The organism is Enterococcus sp. 22-H-5-01 (assembly GCF_050310005.1).
GTDB lineage: Bacteria > Bacillota > Bacilli > Lactobacillales > Enterococcaceae > Enterococcus_A > Enterococcus_A hailinensis.
Genome location: NZ_CP189993.1, coordinates 819,635 through 837,503 on the forward strand (window position 1 = coordinate 819,635; position 17,869 = coordinate 837,503).

Below are 17,869 nucleotides of genomic sequence, written 5' to 3' on the forward strand. Positions count from 1 at the left end.
CCCTCTCTTCTCTTTACGGTTGTTTCAAATCAGCTGTTTTAGGAACGTAATCTCCACCTAGCTGTTCTTGACTGATTTTAGCTAATGTACCATCTTCCACTAATTCCTTAATCCGATCATTGACTGTTTTTTGCAAGGCTGGATCTGCATCTTTTCCTAGCAAGACATAAGCATTGGCATTGGTTCCTTCGCTAGTAAATGCAACGGTCTTTAAATCTTTAAAGCCATGTTCTTTGATCCCAGCTTCGGCAGAAACTTTAGAAATGATCCGTACATCATATTGTCCAGCTTCGATTTGCTCGAATTGTTTGATAAAATCTACTTCTGAATAGGTGATATTTACTTTATTATCTGGATTTTCTTTATTGTAGTTTTCAAGAATCGTTGCTCCAGAATTCCCCACCTCTGTGACCGCCTTTTTCCCGCCTAAATCACTGATTTCTTTAATAGAGTCACCATCTTTTCTGACAGTGAAAACATTAGGATTTGTAATAATCGGGTAAGAGAACGTATATTTGCTACCTCTTTCTTCATTATAAGAAAAGTTATTGACTCCTAGTTGATAACGTCCGCTATCTACACCTGATAAAATCGATTCGAATTCCGTTTTTTCAAATTTCACTTTATAATCAGTTCCCTTGAAAATAGCTTTAACTACTTCCACATCATACCCTGTTAATTGCCCGTCTTTTTCATAACTAAATGGTTTGCTGACACCACTCGTTCCGACAACGATCGTTTTTTTTACATCACTCGAATTCGTTGTTGCTGTTTTTTTTGTGCCGCAACCTGTAAGTATCAAAAAACTGGTAAGAGCTACCAAAACCAACGCTATTTTCTTCATATTTTAAACTCCCTTTATTTTCAACTTTTTTATAAATAATTATCAATAATGTATTAATTAAAACTAACAAATTATTAGAATTGGTTTTTAGTATAGCATTCGGAGTCATTACCGAATAATTTATAAATTTTATATCTATCCATCAAAAAAACTTATACATAAATAAAAAAGCAGGTAGAGTCGAAAAAATTTTCAACTCTGCCTGTTTTTTATGAAGTCTATCTTTACTTATTGCTTAGATTTTTGTTTTAGTTATGAGCAACTTACGAAAATTGAAGAAGCTTAAAATGATATTTCCAAACACACAGAGGCTAGTCACTAGAAATACTGACGGGTAGCCCATTGAATGTGCTACAGTCGACCCTAACATTGGTCCAATAACTTGTCCAAAGTTGTTGAACATTTGATTATAACTAAAGATCCGACTGACTCCTTCTGGTGGGCTGATTTTACTGATCAACGTATTGATCGATGGCATTAGTGCTCCAGTGGAAAAGCCAAGGAAAAAACGCAACACGCCTAATTGAAAAGGTGTTCGAACAAATGCCATTGGAATAAAACAAACGAACGAAAGAATCAAGCCCGCTAATAGTACTTTATGATTTCCGATGCGGTCACCAATTTTTCCTAACGTTGGAGAAGAAATGATTGCTGACACACCCGCCACTGAAACAATCAAGCCGCTAATGAATAGCGTATTACTGCTGGATCCATTTAGGTCCCTGATATATAGCGTCAATATCGGACTGATACTCGTAGCGCCCAATTGCAAAATCAATGAACTAATAAATAGTCCCACTAAAATCGGCATATGATCGATTCGTTGACGCAATTCACTCATGCTGACGATATCAGCTTTCTCGATTGGCTCGAAATCTTCTTTGACCATCAAGATCGTTAAAATTGTACAAATCAATAAAATAATTCCTGTAATAATGAAAACATTTCGTAAACCAAACCACTGCGCCAACATCCCGCCGATCAACGGTCCGATCAAATTTCCTGCGACCGCTCCAGTAGCCAATGTGCCTAACGCCCAGCCGCTTTTTTCTTTTGGTGCTTGAGAAGCAATCAATGCTGTTGCATTAGGAATATATCCTGATAATACTCCTGTCATAAAGCGCATGATCAGCAGCCAATAAACATTAGGGACAAAAGCTAATGAGCCCATTGTTACTGTCATCCCCGCCGCTGCACGCACCATCATTAAACGCCGTCCTTTACGATCGGCTAAATTCCCCCATAAAGGAGATACGATGGCGGCGGCAAATGCGGTAACTGAAATCGCCAGTCCCGAAAACAAATCAACTTGTGATTTTGCCGTTCCCAATTGCTCGATATAGACCGGTAAAAACGGCATTACTAAACTGAAACTCGCCCCAGTAAAAAAACACCCAATCCAAGAAATAAATAAATTTCTACGCCAATGGATTTTCATCTTCTATTTTTCACTTCCTAGCCATTAATTAGTTCTATACTATAACAGAACGAAAAAAAAAGAAACGTATCTTCCTCTAGCGTGTATTTAGATATTCATTAATATTCTTATTTTTAAACGCTCTGCAGTTGCGTTTTTTGATGAGTATGCTAGACTTAAACAAATCGAAATAAGGATTTTGGTCGGTGACAACTTTATTACTGAGCCTAAATTTTCTCAATATTATCTTAATTCGAAATCGTTTCCTTATCTATAGAAGGGAGATCCTATGAAAAAATTAATTGCACTTGATTTAGATGGGACAACATTAAATCCCGAGTCTAAAATTACTGATAAAACGGCTAAAGTATTACGACGCGCAATCGCGGAGGGACACTCTGTTGTCATCGCTACTGGCCGACCATATCGGATGAGTAAAAATTTTTATGAACAATTACAACTAACAACACCTATGATCAATTTCAACGGCGCACTTGTCCACTTGCCAGAGCAACATTGGATCGGTGAACAAGAAACTTCTTTCAATCGAAAAATTGTTTTTGACTTAATGGCGGAAAAGAAAAATTTAAAATTAGATTTTATCGCCGCTGAAAATCGTGAAACTTTCTTCATCGATGATTTGAATTTCTTTGATAAACATTTTTTTGCGAGTGATTTTGCTACTGATGAAAACTTACTAACCATGAATACCTTGCGAACAAATCCAACTTCCGTGTTACTTCGCAGCCAACCTGAAAATGTCGGCAGTGTTTCTGAAGAACTAAAACAGCAATTCGGACATGAAGTAGAAGTGAACACTTGGGGCGGACCTAATCCTATCTTAGAAGTTGTGGCCAAAGGAATCCAAAAAGCACATGGCCTACAACGTGTGATCGAAACACTTGATTTTCAACGTGAAGATATCGTTGCCTTTGGAGATGAACACAATGATGTTGATATGTTGAAATTTGCCGGTTGGGGTGTAGCGATGGCTAACGGTACAGATCAATTAAAATCGGTAGCCAACGATATTACTGAAAAAACAAATGCTGAAAACGGTATGGCCGACTATTTAGCTAAATATTTAGATTTATAAAAAGCTGAGACACAGAATGTACCATTCTGTATCCCAGCTTTTTTAGTTTACGACTGAATAAGCATCGATCGTTTTTCCCTCTTTATCTTTTAAAACTAGCCAACCATTCGTTCCAGCAAAATAAAGAAAGATTCCCACTTCATTCACACTTTTTAAAATGATATCTTCCACCGTTACATAATTCTTGATTTTATCACCGTGATCGGAACGTAATTTTTCCGTCAACCGAGCACTAAAACCCACTGAGCCCTCTTTATTCAAAGGGATTTCTTGTGCTAGAACCGCTCCTGACTTAATCCGCATTTCATTGCGTTTTTGCCAAACAACTTCTACTTTTGCTCCTTTGTAATCAATATAAAAAGGAATTTCACTTAATGCTTTTGACCAACGATGCTGTGCCTTTGCCGGCTTTGTTTTTATCTTTTCATTCTCATAACCAAAGGTCTTTAGTATCGTAAACAAATCTGTCTGATATTTTTTGGCAACAGCGTATTGGTTACCGGTAACTTTTTGTGGTTCAAATAAGGCTGCAACTTCCAGTCCTTTTTCGGTCCACGTATCGAGCATTACTTGGGCAAGATCTTTTGGCTCTGCTTCCCATCCGAGTTGGATTTCTGCTAGACTGTCCGCTGTATTCAAGCTCTTTTTATCAATTGCATGGTCAAAGGAGACTGCCACTGGCTTCCGCCCATTATAATAGACCAAAAGAGCATTCTCGTTTGCTGGCTTTATATTATCCAATTGCTGATAAAGAATCACTGATCCTTCCTCTTCAAATGAAATCATCGTCTTATTTCGAGTGATTTTCACTGTTAAATCGATCATGACTTTCACCTCTCTTGTTTAATTGCTTGTTGCTATATTATAGCAAAGCCGATTATTTTTTACGCGATAGTTGTCCTAGCAACTTGGATCAATCCAATAATTTTTTGAAGAAAAAATAGTCGCAATGAGCTACCGGTACATCTTTAATCTTGCCAAAAGTTTCAAAGCCATTTTTTTCATAAAATTTAGGTGCTTCAAAAGAAAAAGTCTCTAAATGAATCACTTTGCACTTTTCTCTTTTAGCGATTGTTTCCATTGCTTCTAATAATTTTTTTCCTTGTCCCTGTCCCCTTAATCGTTCATCAACCCAAAAGAAGTCGATATGCATGATATTCCAAAAACAATGGGCAGTGATTCCTCCCAATAAAATATCTTCTTCATCAAGCAAATAGCACCCAAAAGTACTTTCGGGTAACGTATCGATCGTCGAAGGCAAGCGATTATTTCCAAAATCAACAATTTTCTCTTTGATTCGTACTTGCATCTCACTTGTATTATTTTCAATAATTTCCATAAATACCTCCACCTACTTTGATAAATGATTTTGCTCTTACTTTCGAGTATAACAAAAAGAGCCCCATTATAAATGAGACTCTTCTTATGATAAAAATTATACAGCACTTTGTTTTTTTGACACTTGAGTGTAAACCAAACCGATCAAGAAACCGATAAATGCTGGTAAAATCCAGCCCATTCCAATCGAGAAAAATGGTAAGTAATTACCGACAAAGGTTAACAATGTGTTGACGAATGGAATATCTAAAATTCCTTGCGGACACGCAGCTAAACCATCAAAAATAGCCGCAATCAATGTGAAGGCCGTCGTTGTTTGATAAACTATTTTGCGATGTTTGAACAATGGACTCAAAATGGCTAATAAAATCAGAGTCATCGCCAAAGGATAAACAAACATTAAAACGGGTAATGAGATTTCAATGATTTTAGTTAACCCGACATTTGCAAACAGGCATGGTAAAACACTTGCTATAATAATAAAGAATTGATAGCTGCGACTCGGAAATAATTCGACAAAAGTTTCCGAAAAAGCAGTAATCAAACCAATTGCCGTTTTTAAACACGCTGAGATCACAATCAGTGCCAACAAGACACTTCCGACCGTCCCTAGATAATAATTAGAAATTTGGGCCAAAGCAACGCCGCCATTTTCGCTGATAGAAAATTGACCTAAACTCATTACACCAAGATAAGCTAATAACGTATAAATGACCCCCATCAATACGATACTGATAGCACCTGATTTGATGGTATCTTTTGCGATTTGATTTGGTTTTTCTACTCCCATCGATCGGATTGTTGTAACAATAATGATCCCAAAGGCTAAAGAAGCCAACGCGTCTAAAGTATTATATCCTTCTGTAAATCCCTTGATGAATGCATTTGCTTGATAAGCTGGTTGGACTGCTGCTCCACTAACTGAACCCATTGGACGAATAAATCCTAGAAAGAGGACAACTCCTAGTAAAACTAGAAAAATCGGATTTAAAAATTTGCCTACATAATCTAAAATTTTTGTCGGTTTGCGTGAAAACAAGAAAGCAACTAAGAAAAATAAGATGCTGAAAACAGCTAAAAATAAAGTCTGATTATTACCTTTTAAAAATGGAGCGATCCCCACTTCAAAAGAAGTAGTTGCTAAACGAGGTAAAGCAAAAAATGGTCCGATAACAAGATAAATCAAAATAGTAAAAATATAGGCATATGTTCGATTTATTCTTAGCGCTAAATCAAAAACTCCTTTGCTTTGCGAGACACCAATAGCTACCACACCTAAAAAGGGCAAACCTATTCCGGTAACCAAAAATCCTAAATTGGCTAAGAAAATATGACCTCCTGCCAACTGCCCCATGTTAACTGGAAAAATTAAATTTCCTGCTCCAAAGAACAAGCCAAAGAGCATGGAACCCACGTAAATATACTGCTTCAATGAAAGTTTTTTCTCCATATAATCCCCTACTAACTATAAATTTATGATTTCCTGGTTAATTGTACATAAAAATCTAATCTATGACAAAACTTTTTTCTATTTAAGTATTAATAATAGTTTATTTATTTTAAATCTTTTTGCCTCAACAGTAACTAAAAAAGCTGAAGATCCTTACAAAACTTTTGTAAGGGATCTTCAGCTTTTCAATAGTTAAGATAAAAGGAAGGTACGGGATTTGAACCCGTGCACCACATTACTGCGGCTCGCCGGATTTCGAGAATAGAATTATAGGCTGATTTTAAGCAACTTACGCTTGCTTTCAGTCTTTTTGCTTTTCTATTTATAACTTATAAACACTTCCAATTACCTTATGGGGTATTCAAAAAGGTATTCACTTTATACCATTATTTCATAAGCGTGACAGATTTATTTCTAGATATAGTAGTTACTTTATTTCATTTAATGATACAATACTTTTGTTAAAAATTATTTTGATGGATGTAACATTAAATTTAAAATAGAAGAATAAATTAATAATAGCCCTGATAATTCGGGGCTTTTTTTATTTATATTAAGGGAAAGTGTTGACTAACTATACTATGCATAGTATTATATAAATATAGTTAAGGGAGGTGAAATGATGAAATTAGATGAAATAGGAAAAGCCGTTGCCATTGTCTATGGAATTCTCCAGTCCGCTAAGACTCTGAAAGAATTACTAAAAGACAAAAACAACGACAAAGCTTAGAGGGATTAACTTCCCTCTTTCATCTATATTTTATCATGAAGCATATGAAAAACAAAGTTATTCAAGCGTTACTGTTGATGATACTTTTAGTTGGATTAGTTGCTGTAATAACTAACCACATGTATTGGCTACATTATTTAATGGCTGCTATATTAATCGGATTTATTTCTAGGAGGTTTTCCAATAATGGAGAAGAAAAACACACAGACTGAAGCAAATAAGCGTTGGCAAGAAAAAAACAAAGAGCACGCCAAATATTTGAGTAATCGATCTAGATCTCGCTCGTTCATCAAAATGCAGGCCACAATCGACGATCTGGCGGAGTTAGAACAACTGATTGAGGATAGAAAAAAAGACCTTAGCGAGTGCTAGGGTCTTTAAATTTAAAATAAAAAAGGAACCATTATAAAAGGCTCCTAGTCAGCTACCATGTAGCTCTTCTATATAATAACTTAATTATGCGTAATTCAATTGGCTTTCAATATTTCTTGAGAAGCTACTTTTCATTGTTGAGCTTTTAAAGAAATTTATCTGCGCTCTTAATGTTTTCTTTTCTCTTTTTGGAATCAATCCTTTTTCTAAACCAAATAAAAATACCTCGACTAGTATTACCAAAGCCAGTTCGTAACCTAAAAGAAAACCAATAACAGCCTTTTTTCTATTTACTTTATTATGCCATTGTTCTTTTATACTAGATATACTTGTTTTACCTATATAAAGTGGAATATACAATTTCATAATAAAGCTTAAATCAATATTTTTTTTCTTAAAAGCTACTGTTGCTAAATAAGAAAGCCCTAACCAATAAATTAAAAGAAATAGAGTAAAAATTATCATTACAATCATCTTTTCTCATCCTTCTTTCTTTTCAAATTTACAATAAAAGAACGTTTCTTTGCATTATTATCAGAACGCTTATTTCGTTCTGAATAAATTTTTTCATTTTTATCATGTTCATATTGAGTGGCTAAATCTTTGTGTACTGCTTTAGCAAGACTTTTTTCTTTATTAGTAACAGTCTCAGAACCATCTACGAACGAAAAATACACAACTAACATAGAAAAGATAATTAAAATTGTTTTCACTATGTTAAGTACTATTCTATTTATTGAACCTTGTAACTCAATTTTGTTCACTACCAATAAACAGGCAACAATAACTGCAATTAACCATATTGCTGAATTAACCATTATACTTCGACGTTTCTTTGATTTTTCTGTTTTAGGATCTAGCGAAAAAAATGTTAACCCTTGAGATGATATATAAGTAAAAGAATTTAACAATATCGATAGAAAGTCAATGCTCAAGATAATATTCAAAAGAAAAACTATTGACGAAAGAGTTACAATAGCATTCTTGATAGTTTTTACATAGTTTTCCTTATTATCTTGCATTAATTATAGGACACCCTTCATTCTTTTACAATTAATTGAATTGTATCAAAGTTTTATATTTAATCAAGTTTGATTAAATTCATTTATATAACTTTTAAAATTACTCTAATAAAACAGCCAGGTAGATGACATACCTGACTGAAGGATAAAACATTATGGATTACAACAAACATTGATAGAATTATTCTAATACTCTGATCAATGTATTTCAAGTTAAAGATAAAAAAACTGGCTAAGAAGTCAAGAACTTAGCCAGCCGAAAGTGAGGGTAAGTAGCCATCTAACCCTACTTAAATAGTATCACAAATCATCTACCAAGCAAATTTTTCAGTAAGCATTTCCGTATACAACAGACCAATCTAACGTGCGTCGTGCGACATAGCGCCGTTCACCGCTGTAACTTACATAAGATACCCAGCGTGTTCCTTCTGAATCCACATATGAATCATAAGTAAACGTCTGTCCACCATAATAAGTCGCGACCACACTTGCAGTAGTTGATGGTGCCGAGCGTACGTTCATTGTTCCTTTAGCTTGATAGGTGCCATCTTGTGCAACTCTATTTTTCACCGCTGGTGCCGGACTTGGTGTATTTTGTCCACTTCCCTGCCCTGTCATAGCGATATAACGCCGCTGACCACTGTATGAGATATAACTTAGCCAGTCATAACCATCTACATTGTGATAAATACGATCATAACTCACAGATTGACTGGCTTCGTAAGTCAAACCAGAATCTTGTCCATTAAGACCCACACCATTGCGTATTCTAGTTTCATAGGCAAATGTATAGGACCCATTTACATTTTCGTAGGTGTCTGTTGGCTTCGGTACAGGAGTGGGTGCTGGTGTAGGCGTAGGTATAGCTGTTGCTCCATTATTGCTTTTGAGTCCCTCTTGAATATCTCGTGCAAATTTAGCTTGAGATACCCCCATTGAGGCTAGATATCCATAAGGGTCTGTATGATCGCCACCGTAATTATTTGTTACCCATAGATGAGATTTAGCGCCGTTTGTACCATAAATATTGTCCAATGTTTTCGGAATTCCAAAACGGTCACACATATCACGAATTAATTCAATATACACGGGATAATTTTTTGCAAACATGCTTCTATCTGGTGTAGCTTGTAATTCTATCTGTGCTGGTGCATAGGGGTTTGCATTCAATGCTCCCCACGAAACATAGCCTGGCTGTCCAACTTGATAAACGATACCGTCTCCGACAATATGAGTGGTATAAGCATTTTGCCAATTTCGTTTCATATAAGTTGCTTCATTACGACCTGTTGCAGATGGATTCGCAGTATCGTGAACGATAATATAGCGATTTTGAGCAAGTTGTGTGCTGCCTTCATTTGGCCCTAAATTAAATTCATTGTTCACTGTGTACCCATGTACTTGAATGGGCAATAAAAAAAGAGCCATCAATAGGCTCAATAAAACAATTTTCCTCTTCATGTTAGTCCTCCTTATTGTTCATTTGAGTATAACTACGATTGGTCACACCTAATATGGTTCCTAAAAAAGTACCTATGGCAGTGATTACAATGACAGTTAAATCTGTATACTGCCAATTTGTAGCTTTACCTACCACACCAACAAAGGTTGCTAAAGCTGGAATGACAATAATTGCAATCCATTTTAATTTATCAAACGTTGTATTTTGCATTTTTCCTACCCCCTAAAAAATTTAAGTAATTCCATAATGAATGCAAAAATTACTGCTGACGAGCCTCCGATTCCTAGAATCAATTTCCACAGATTAGTTTTGTTTAACATATCTGTTTCATGGGCAAGCCCTTCTTCATATTTCCTTTTTTCATATTCGAGTTCTTCGCTACGAGTATTTCGTTCAAGAATTGCACTGAGTATTTCCTGATTTTGTTCAGACTGTCGTCCGTTTTGCTCTCGAAGGAATTTGTTTGACTCATCTACACGGGCAAGCCCTTCATTCATCGTTCGTTGCATTTCTAATGTTGCATCATTTAGACGGCTTAATTCTTTGTCATGTTGTTTGAGTTTATCTTCATGCTGCTTGACCTGAGCTTCTAACTCCATCTATAAATTTCACCAACTTTCTTAAAATAAAAAGCACACCCGAAGGCGTGCTACTCTGTTAATTCTGGCAACTCCATATCAAGCAATAACTCTTTTACTTGATCGTGGATTAAACTCGGTACATCAGACAATTGACGACGATTATTAATAATAAGATTCACATAAACTTTAACCATTAATTTCATCTCCTTTAGAAATCATTTCATATACATCTGCAATAGCCGTTTGTGTTTCGAGTAATTGATTTTTTAACTCGTCATTATCTTGCTTCATCTTTTCGATGATACTGTCTTTGTCTTCAATCCACATGCCTTGCACATTATCCCAACGTGGGAATAATAGATTTTCAGGTGGAGCAACTAGCACCATACCTTCTGGAACAGGCATTCCCTCTGAAATCTCCCACTCGTTGTACCACAATCCTGTTTCTGTATTCTTCACTTCTAACGGTTGATAAATTTTCATCTAGTTTTTCCTCCTCTTTCTACGCTGTACGTTTCCACATGTACACTGCAATGTACGGTTGCAAGTTATTATGCGGTTGATCGCCACCAACTGAACCACTATTTTTACCGCCTGACGCCACATCACCCCAAAGATAACCACCGGTCCCTGAACCTGACGCTGATGGATTTGGTCCTCTGTTTAAACCCAAAGGGACAGTATGTTTTGGTAACTCATTAATTGTTAGCTTGTGTGCTTTGGTACCGCCAGCTTTCCCTGCAGCAAAATCGCCATCCGATTCATCAACACCTACCAACACTTGTCCTTTGGCGAACCGTTCCCATGTACCGCCGAAAAGTAGCTCTGGATTTACACTGGAAATACTTGGATAAATAGAACCGATCGGATATGTTTTATTCAATAAATCCTCTGGTGTTACAAATTTTCCTTGTACCCATTTGGCGATAGCTTTAAACACAAGAAAAGGTGTCATGAACTTGTCTTTTGCTAGTCCAGATTCCGCTTCTTCCAGTGTTGCCGTTGCGTAGTTATCAACGTTACCAAGATTAACTTTTTCCTTAGTCAAATCAGTTTTTTTAGCAAATAGATTATCGGACTCTATCTGTGTATAGAAAGCGCCCGCTTTAAATTCATTCAACGCTTCATCAACTGCGCTTACAGCATCAGATGTCATTTTACCAACCGCTTTTTCATAATTATCAATCTGCGTTTCTAAGTCAGTTATTCTTGCTTGAATGGCTTTAAATTCATCATCACTTGATTGAATGTAAGCATTTTGTTGCTTTTGTAGGTCACTAATATTTTGCTTCTGCAACTTTTGAAGATCATCAACTAATTTATTGTATTCGGTAATAATAGTCTTTGCTTCTGGCGCATCGATATCGGCATTTCCTGTCACCAATATATCAAAATCAGCAGTCGTATCACGTTTTCCATCTTTTGTAATAGAAAAATAAGCTCGATCATACTTTCCAGCTACTGCAAACGCCATGTTTGGAAAGGTATAGTCAAAGGTCCCTTTCTTTAATCCTGGTGATGTGGAAGAAACATTATTAGTATCAAACACTTTTGTTTGACCGCTATGTGTTGTTCCTTCAAAAGTAATCTTACAGCCCGTAAGATCTGCCACTTCGTCTCTGCGCGTGATATTAACAGTGACTGTTTGCATTCGATCATCTGCAATACGTCCGTAAATAATCGCAGGCATAATGGGATCTTTTGAAAGATCTAAGTTCAAAATTTTATTTGCCATCGAATCCCTCCTTTTCACTTAGAAATTGTTCGATTTTAATTAAACGTTGTTCTTGTTCTTCGACAAGAGCAATCAATTGCTTATTCGTCATGCTGTTAAGCATGATTTGCTTATTCATATCGATTCTCAAGTAATTGTCTTCTTCACTTTTTACGCTTAAAAAAGGCGAATATTGTGCAATTAAGCCTAGCTCTCTTTGTGCAGAGGGTTGTTTCTTTGGGTCTTTACTTTGATAATTTTGTTTCCGATCAAATTCAACGAAGTTTAATTTCTTCGTTTCTTCAATACCGTTGACAGTTGAATCTTCTATGTTTTCTTTTAATCGAATATCCGATTGATTTTGAATAGCATAACCATGCATATTTAATGGGGAATAAAAATTAGTTGAGGTATCGCCATACACTGTCAGCTTTTTTAAAATATCTAACCCCTCATATGCCGTTACCACTCCCCGAAGGAAAACACCATTTTTATCTATCTCGACACCAGCACTTATTGATTGGTCACCTGCATAATGAAACCACAATGGTGTATTTTCCCCAGTTAAGCTTGTTACATGAGCATCAGAAGCGTAACCTCCTGTCATTGAAAATGTGGTGTTTTTAACTTTTCCATTTCCGGCAACTAGCATTATGTCGCCTGTCGAAGACATCATCATTGTTAATCCAGAGCTCCCAGCATTTGCTGGACAAAATAAGCCAAATTCTTTTCCAGTATAATCTTGAAATTTCATGCTGCCGCCAGACATAAATATTTTCCCGTTATTGCCGGTGGTTTCAAACGTACTACCAGAAATAGCCACACCAATAATATCAATGGCTTTTAAAGTACCTGTGGTTATTCTATCTGCTACTATGGCGCCGTTATTAGTCATAGCTAATCCGTAACTGCCGTTATAGCCAGTAGAGCTAAAGCCTAATCCTCCAGCGTTCCAACGCCATACCTTTTTAGCAGTATTGATATCTGTTGTATCCATAATCAGAATCTCTTGAGGGTCTGCAAGTGAAGGGTAAATAACGACATGTCCTACTCCTGGATTTTTTAGGATATTAGAAGCTTCATTCTTCGCTTTTTCTAGTTCAGACAAATGACTATTAATAGCCGTAGTATCTGTTTTTGAATCTTCTAGAACTTTTGAAAAGTCTGTTCGTGCTTCTCCTAATTCGATCGATTCGTATTGGTCAAGAGCCACATTCCAAACTGTCTTAATTACTTGTGCAGAAGTATTGATATCCAATTGATTAAACGCGACATTTACCCAATCGCATAAGTCTAGCTGCTCTAAATTCTTTAATTGTTTATCCATGACCGCACTTGCAAGGTCAACAAAACTCGTTTTGATGGATACTTTAGGAATCCCTACATTGTTCGTTTTGATATAATTCTTCATTAGATTTCTTAATGTGGAAACGTCTTTTGGCTCTTTATCACTGAAATCGACCATCTGTATACGGCGCTCTGTATAGTTTCCTACATACTCACTATCTATAAACGTTTCAGGCAGTGTTAGAATCTTTTCATCGTCCCCGTTGCCTATTTTTGCCCAACCATAAATGGAGGTATAGGTATTCTCAATCGATTCTTCTTGTTGAATGTCTGTAAGATTTTTACCGTAGGCAATGATAATATTAGTGTCTATTCCTGCCCTATTGAGTAATTGGACTTCATTATTATTGAATCGATATTCCCCACCAAAATTGTCTAGTATGGATCCCTGAACACCGCCTAATACTTCTTGAGCATTTTTGAATTTTGCTGGATCGGTAAAATCAATAGAGCTCTTAGTTAAAACGTTGCTAAAGAAAGTAAACTCTCCCTTTGGTTCCATTCGATCTTTTAATTGATTAAGTGCTGTTTGGGCAGGGATATTACTAAAAGTTGAGCCTATCTTTACAATGGTTCTCAGTAATTTATATCGATAATGTTCCCCGTAAACTGTAACGATTCCATTAATGGGCTTTGTAATTTGCGCTATTTCAAAACGTTGACTTTGCGCTTGAATCGTCGGGCCTGCATCTGCAACAAACCAACGACCAACTTTGAGTTCTTTGAAAAGTGGACCAGTAACAGGGTATTGAAAACTAAGATCATAGATGCCGTTTTTTTCTCTGGTAGCAAGTGGGTTTATCGCATCTTTTAATGGCCCAATCCCTAGTGAAGACCAGTTATTATTTGTTTTATCATGTAAGATAATGGTGCTCATATGGCTAAATTCCTCCATCTAGGTTTGATTTTAAATTGATTGATATTCGTATAAGAAATTTCATTTTTCCCAGGTTGTAAAATAAGTGGATGATAGCCTTCAGTATTTAAGAAACATTGTTTTGAGACGTTTACCCCGCCTTCTTTGTAAGCAATTCCGTTCTCACAATCCATTGTAATGATTCCTATCCCTGCTTCTTTCGCTATACGAAACTGTTGGCCATTAATGTAAATATTACTGTCTGTAGCACTTGAAGTTTTATTGAGGGTAACAATCGGCAGACTAGTAAACAATTCAGGATTAGTAATAGATTGACCACTTGAAACATCTCGCTCATCTTCACCATCCAAACGAAAAACATAAGGCTGGCATTTGAAGGTAAAGTCCACATCGACCCAGTTTTTACTTTCATCTTTTATAGTGATTGTTTTATAACCCAAAGCTTTGTAATAATACTCACCATAGCCACTAAAGAGTAATGGTAAATATTCATGGGATAAATAAAGCCACCCAGCTATATTTCTAAGCTGAGCGGCTATTGTTGTATCTGATTCTTTGTAAATTCTGACAGGGAAGGTCTTTTCAATATCTTTCAATCTTCCTCTATCAAAGATTATGTCTGAGCTTCTGCCATCCACTTCTGTAAAATCCAAAGTGGTTTCTGGAAGGACAAATTCCATATCATGGCGAATGACCATGTTAAATTCATTTGAACGCCTTCCCCTAAACTGAAAGTAAGGCATTTTATTAAAGTTAATCATGCTAAACGCCCCCTCATTTGTTTCTCTACTAATTTTGCTAATTGTAAAGAAGTATCCTCAATTCCACGATTATTTGATAAATCCACATGTTCTATATTAAAGCTAAAATTAAAAATAGGTTGATCAGATACTGTTGGTTTTCCAGATAGCTGGCTAACTTGCGCACGTTTTTGCTGGTTCACGCTATTATTGGTAACTACTGCATCTGCAGCTAAATTAATACCTACATCCGTTCCTACGGTATCTTGAATCATGTCATTTAAATCATAAATCGTATTTTTCACATTGCTAAAGCTATCTTGTAGGCTAGCATTTAAACCGCCCATGATCGCTTTCCCTGCAGGAATCAATAATTTCTTATCATATGATATAGGCCCTTTGTGTTCTTTGATCCAGTCTGCAATTCCGCCAACAAATTTTTTAACACCTTCAAAAGCCTTTTGAAGACCATCCAAAAAACCATTAATAATGGCTTCACCAGCATCAACTAAACTATCTGGTAAAAAGACACGTAACATGGCATCTAATAGATTATGAGCAGCACTCTTTATTTCATCTTTTCTATCCCGAATATTATTGGCAAATCCATTAATCAAATCTATTGCTGCATCCATTAATCGACCTTGTGCCTGTAATACACCTCTGACTATTGCATCGACTAAATCCATTGCCGCATTCACAATGTCAGGAATCTTACGTGCGATTCCTTCTAAGAACTTAACAATTAGATTCACCGCAGCATTGATAATTTCACCAAGATGATCAGCAATTCCATTAATAAAACTAGCAATTAAATTGGCTGCAGCGCCTATAATATCGTTCATTCTTGATGCCAAACCATTAGCAAAGCTTACCATCAAATCCACTGCGGTATTAAGAATTGTCGGCATGTTTGAGATAATCACTTGAGAAAAATTAATGATAATATTCAACGCCTGTTGAGCAACTTGCCCAATATTAGAGGCAATTCCTTGAAGAAAGGTAATCAATAAATTCATGCCTGCTTGTAATATCGAAGGCAAATATGTGTTTAACGCATTTAACCAAGTAACGATCAAATTTGCTCCATTTTCAATAATGCTTGGTAATTGTTGCGTAATTCCTTGCAACAATGAATTGATTAATCCTGCACCAGCTGCAATGATTTGTGGTAAGGCATACGATAGACCTCCGATGAATGCTGTAATAAGTGTTGTTGCTGACAGAGTAATCGTCGGCATCAGCATCAAAAGAGAACCAGTAAACGCTCCAATCAATTGTGCGACTGCAATAGTTAACTGCGGTAATCCTTGAACAATTCCTGTAATGAGTCCAGCAATTATTTGTAATCCTCCTGCAATTATTCCAGGTAACGCCGTTGCAACTGCTCCTAAAATTCCTTGCAATGCATTACCGAAAGATTCACCAATCTGTGGGCCTTTAATTGCTATTTCATTTGCTAAAGTTTCAAATGAGGTGGACAACGTATTTAAACCACCTTTAATCCCTTCATTTTGAAACACTTTAGCAAGTTGTCCAATAATTTTTATGGCTAATCCTGCTGGCCCCATCAGTGCACCCAACGCAAGTTGGAAAACATCTAAGCCTTTTGTTGGTGAACTAATTTGTGTTGTTAATCCCGAAAAGATATTTCCTAATGTTTTACCGATATTCCCAAAACCATCAAAAGATGAAGATAGCTTCTCACCTATACCTTTTATTGGTTCTAAAGCAGAACGGAATAGATTTCCTACACCTTCTTTTACATAAGGAACTGCCGCTTTAAAGAAAGTAACGAACGCTCCGGGCAAGGCCTTTAAAATATTCCCAACCATTGGCAAGAAGTTTCCAAAAAGAAAGGTTGACGTTGTTTTGGCCAACTCATTAAGTTGTGGTTGTATATTTTGTCCTAATGCTAATTTTCCTAGAACATTTTGGAAGGATGCCTTCATCGAAGCAAACGAGCCACTTAGAGTTTCTGCCGCTTCTTTTGCTGTGGTTCCAGTAATACCCAATTCACCCTGTACAACATGAATGGCTTTGTACACATCATCTAGGTTATTAATGTCATATTTAACACCAGATATTTTTTCCGCATCTGTGAGTAAACGCTGCATTTCTTCTTTAGTACCACCATAACCTAGTTTAAGGTTATCTAACCATTTATACCCCCACTTTCGCGGTATTTAAAAAGGCTTACGATTTATCGTAAACCTTAAGGGATTAGACTATATCTTCAACTTTTTCAAAAATCCAGCCTTTTTTATCATGTGCATTTGGATTCGTCCTTTTTTTAGATGAGTGTCGCTGATATCGCTTGTTATAAACAACTTCACTATCAGAAGTTCCAAAATACTTAGCGCAGGCTTGTCTTGATTCGAAAATGATTTCTTCGCCATCGAGATGTGTCGCTCTAACTTTTCTCTGTTTATTTATGGTTCTTTGTTCATGGCCAAAAGCCAGTCTATTTTCTGATGGAGTAACCCATCTCAAATTAGAAACATCATTGTTAGAACGATTTCCGTCTATATGATCTACCCAAAGGTGTTTTTTATTTTCAGGGTCGTCAAGAAAAGCTTTGGCTACAAGTCTATGGACATGTTTAGCAACAACAATTCTAACGTATCCGTTGTTCTTGCCCAACACCATAATTTGACCTGTATCATTTTTCATGACTCTTCCTTTATTGCTTACAGAATAACCTGGTAAATCTTCTATATCCTTCCACATCTCCATAGCTTTTCATTCTCCTTTTAAGTTGGTGTGCGCTTCCCATATCGTACTAATAGATACAGTACTGAGTAACAAACTCATAGTCGTTTGACTTTCTTTATATCTTTATTATACCAAATTATCATTTATCAGCCTATTTGATTTGG

The 17,869-nt window shown here is 36.2% G+C and carries 19 protein-coding genes; 2 read left to right on the plus strand and 17 right to left on the minus strand.

Annotated features, from left to right (window positions below; all coding sequences use genetic code 11):
- Positions 1–13 precede the first annotated feature (13 nt).
- Together ACQKTA_RS04055 and ACQKTA_RS04060 are read right to left on the minus strand one after the other, a co-directional pair.
- Complete coding sequence (locus tag ACQKTA_RS04055; RefSeq protein WP_427814267.1) at positions 14–844, minus strand: transporter substrate-binding domain-containing protein; 831 nt, start codon at positions 842–844, stop codon at positions 14–16.
- 235 nt (positions 845–1,079) lie between these two features.
- Complete coding sequence (locus tag ACQKTA_RS04060) at positions 1,080–2,282, minus strand: multidrug efflux MFS transporter (protein WP_427814268.1); 1,203 nt, start codon at positions 2,280–2,282, stop codon at positions 1,080–1,082.
- Positions 2,283–2,550: 268 nt separating this feature from the next.
- Here ACQKTA_RS04060 and ACQKTA_RS04065 point away from each other — a divergent pair, with 268 nt between their 5' ends.
- Entirely contained in the window at positions 2,551–3,357 is an 807-nt protein-coding gene (locus ACQKTA_RS04065; RefSeq protein ID WP_427814269.1) for a Cof-type HAD-IIB family hydrolase, read from the plus strand.
- Positions 3,358–3,399: 42 nt separating this feature from the next.
- On the opposite strand, the gene ACQKTA_RS04070 is transcribed toward ACQKTA_RS04065, so the two are convergent.
- The 3 genes from ACQKTA_RS04070 to brnQ all read right to left on the minus strand — a co-directional run bounded on the left by ACQKTA_RS04070 (position 3,400) and on the right by brnQ (position 6,145).
- Entirely contained in the window at positions 3,400–4,182 is a 783-nt protein-coding gene (locus ACQKTA_RS04070) for a hypothetical protein (protein WP_427814270.1), read from the minus strand.
- 88 nt (positions 4,183–4,270) lie between these two features.
- Positions 4,271–4,696, minus strand: coding sequence for a GNAT family N-acetyltransferase (locus ACQKTA_RS04075; RefSeq protein WP_427814271.1), 426 nt, complete (start codon positions 4,694–4,696; stop codon positions 4,271–4,273).
- A gap of 96 nt (positions 4,697–4,792) precedes the next feature.
- Positions 4,793–6,145, minus strand: coding sequence for a branched-chain amino acid transport system II carrier protein (brnQ, locus tag ACQKTA_RS04080; protein WP_427814272.1), 1,353 nt, complete (start codon positions 6,143–6,145; stop codon positions 4,793–4,795).
- A gap of 916 nt (positions 6,146–7,061) precedes the next feature.
- On the opposite strand from brnQ, the gene ACQKTA_RS04085 reads away from it, so the two are divergent.
- A complete protein-coding gene (locus tag ACQKTA_RS04085; RefSeq protein WP_427814273.1) occupies positions 7,062–7,247 on the plus strand; it encodes a hypothetical protein in 186 nt (61 codons plus the stop codon).
- An 84-nt stretch (positions 7,248–7,331) separates the two neighbouring features.
- Here the strand turns inward: ACQKTA_RS04085 and ACQKTA_RS04090 are convergent, their stop codons facing one another.
- From ACQKTA_RS04090 to ACQKTA_RS04145, 12 genes are all read right to left on the minus strand, one after another.
- Positions 7,332–7,721 carry a hypothetical protein gene (locus tag ACQKTA_RS04090; RefSeq protein WP_427814274.1) on the minus strand — a complete coding sequence of 130 codons (390 nt, stop codon included), beginning with the start codon at positions 7,719–7,721 and terminating at the stop codon, positions 7,332–7,334.
- Positions 7,718–8,269 (minus strand): hypothetical protein, encoded by a 552-nt coding sequence (locus tag ACQKTA_RS04095; RefSeq protein WP_427814275.1) that lies wholly within the window; start codon positions 8,267–8,269, stop codon positions 7,718–7,720. The genes ACQKTA_RS04090 and ACQKTA_RS04095 overlap by 4 nt, the downstream gene beginning before the upstream one ends.
- 327 nt (positions 8,270–8,596) lie before the next feature.
- Entirely contained in the window at positions 8,597–9,730 is a 1,134-nt protein-coding gene (locus ACQKTA_RS04100) for an SH3 domain-containing protein (RefSeq protein WP_427814276.1), read from the minus strand.
- A gap of 1 nt (position 9,731) precedes the next feature.
- Positions 9,732–9,941 carry a phage holin gene (locus ACQKTA_RS04105; protein WP_427814277.1) on the minus strand — a complete coding sequence of 70 codons (210 nt, stop codon included), beginning with the start codon at positions 9,939–9,941 and terminating at the stop codon, positions 9,732–9,734.
- A 5-nt stretch (positions 9,942–9,946) separates the two neighbouring features.
- Positions 9,947–10,330, minus strand: a complete 384-nt coding sequence (locus ACQKTA_RS04110; protein ID WP_427814278.1) for a hypothetical protein — start codon at positions 10,328–10,330, stop codon at positions 9,947–9,949.
- A 50-nt stretch (positions 10,331–10,380) separates the two neighbouring features.
- Entirely contained in the window at positions 10,381–10,491 is a 111-nt protein-coding gene (locus ACQKTA_RS04115; protein ID WP_427814279.1) for a CD1375 family protein, read from the minus strand.
- A 7-nt stretch (positions 10,492–10,498) separates the two neighbouring features.
- The gene (locus ACQKTA_RS04120; RefSeq protein WP_427814280.1) at positions 10,499–10,795 is read right to left on the minus strand and encodes a hypothetical protein; all 297 of its coding nucleotides are present in this window, start codon (positions 10,793–10,795) and stop codon (positions 10,499–10,501) included.
- 19 nt (positions 10,796–10,814) lie between these two features.
- Positions 10,815–12,047: a phage baseplate protein gene (locus tag ACQKTA_RS04125; RefSeq protein ID WP_427814281.1), complete on the minus strand. Its 1,233-nt coding sequence runs from the start codon at positions 12,045–12,047 to the stop codon at positions 10,815–10,817.
- Positions 12,037–14,250 carry a phage tail spike protein gene (locus tag ACQKTA_RS04130; RefSeq protein ID WP_427814282.1) on the minus strand — a complete coding sequence of 738 codons (2,214 nt, stop codon included), beginning with the start codon at positions 14,248–14,250 and terminating at the stop codon, positions 12,037–12,039. Before ACQKTA_RS04130 ends, ACQKTA_RS04125 begins: the two co-directional genes overlap by 11 nt.
- Complete coding sequence (locus ACQKTA_RS04135; protein WP_427814283.1) at positions 14,247–15,011, minus strand: phage tail protein; 765 nt, start codon at positions 15,009–15,011, stop codon at positions 14,247–14,249. Before ACQKTA_RS04135 ends, ACQKTA_RS04130 begins: the two co-directional genes overlap by 4 nt.
- Positions 15,008–17,107 carry a phage tail protein gene (locus tag ACQKTA_RS04140; protein WP_427814284.1) on the minus strand — a complete coding sequence of 700 codons (2,100 nt, stop codon included), beginning with the start codon at positions 17,105–17,107 and terminating at the stop codon, positions 15,008–15,010. The genes ACQKTA_RS04135 and ACQKTA_RS04140 overlap by 4 nt, the downstream gene beginning before the upstream one ends.
- 106 nt (positions 17,108–17,213) lie before the next feature.
- Entirely contained in the window at positions 17,214–17,726 is a 513-nt protein-coding gene (locus ACQKTA_RS04145; protein WP_427814285.1) for an NUMOD4 motif-containing HNH endonuclease, read from the minus strand.
- Positions 17,727–17,869: the final 143 nt, after the last annotated feature.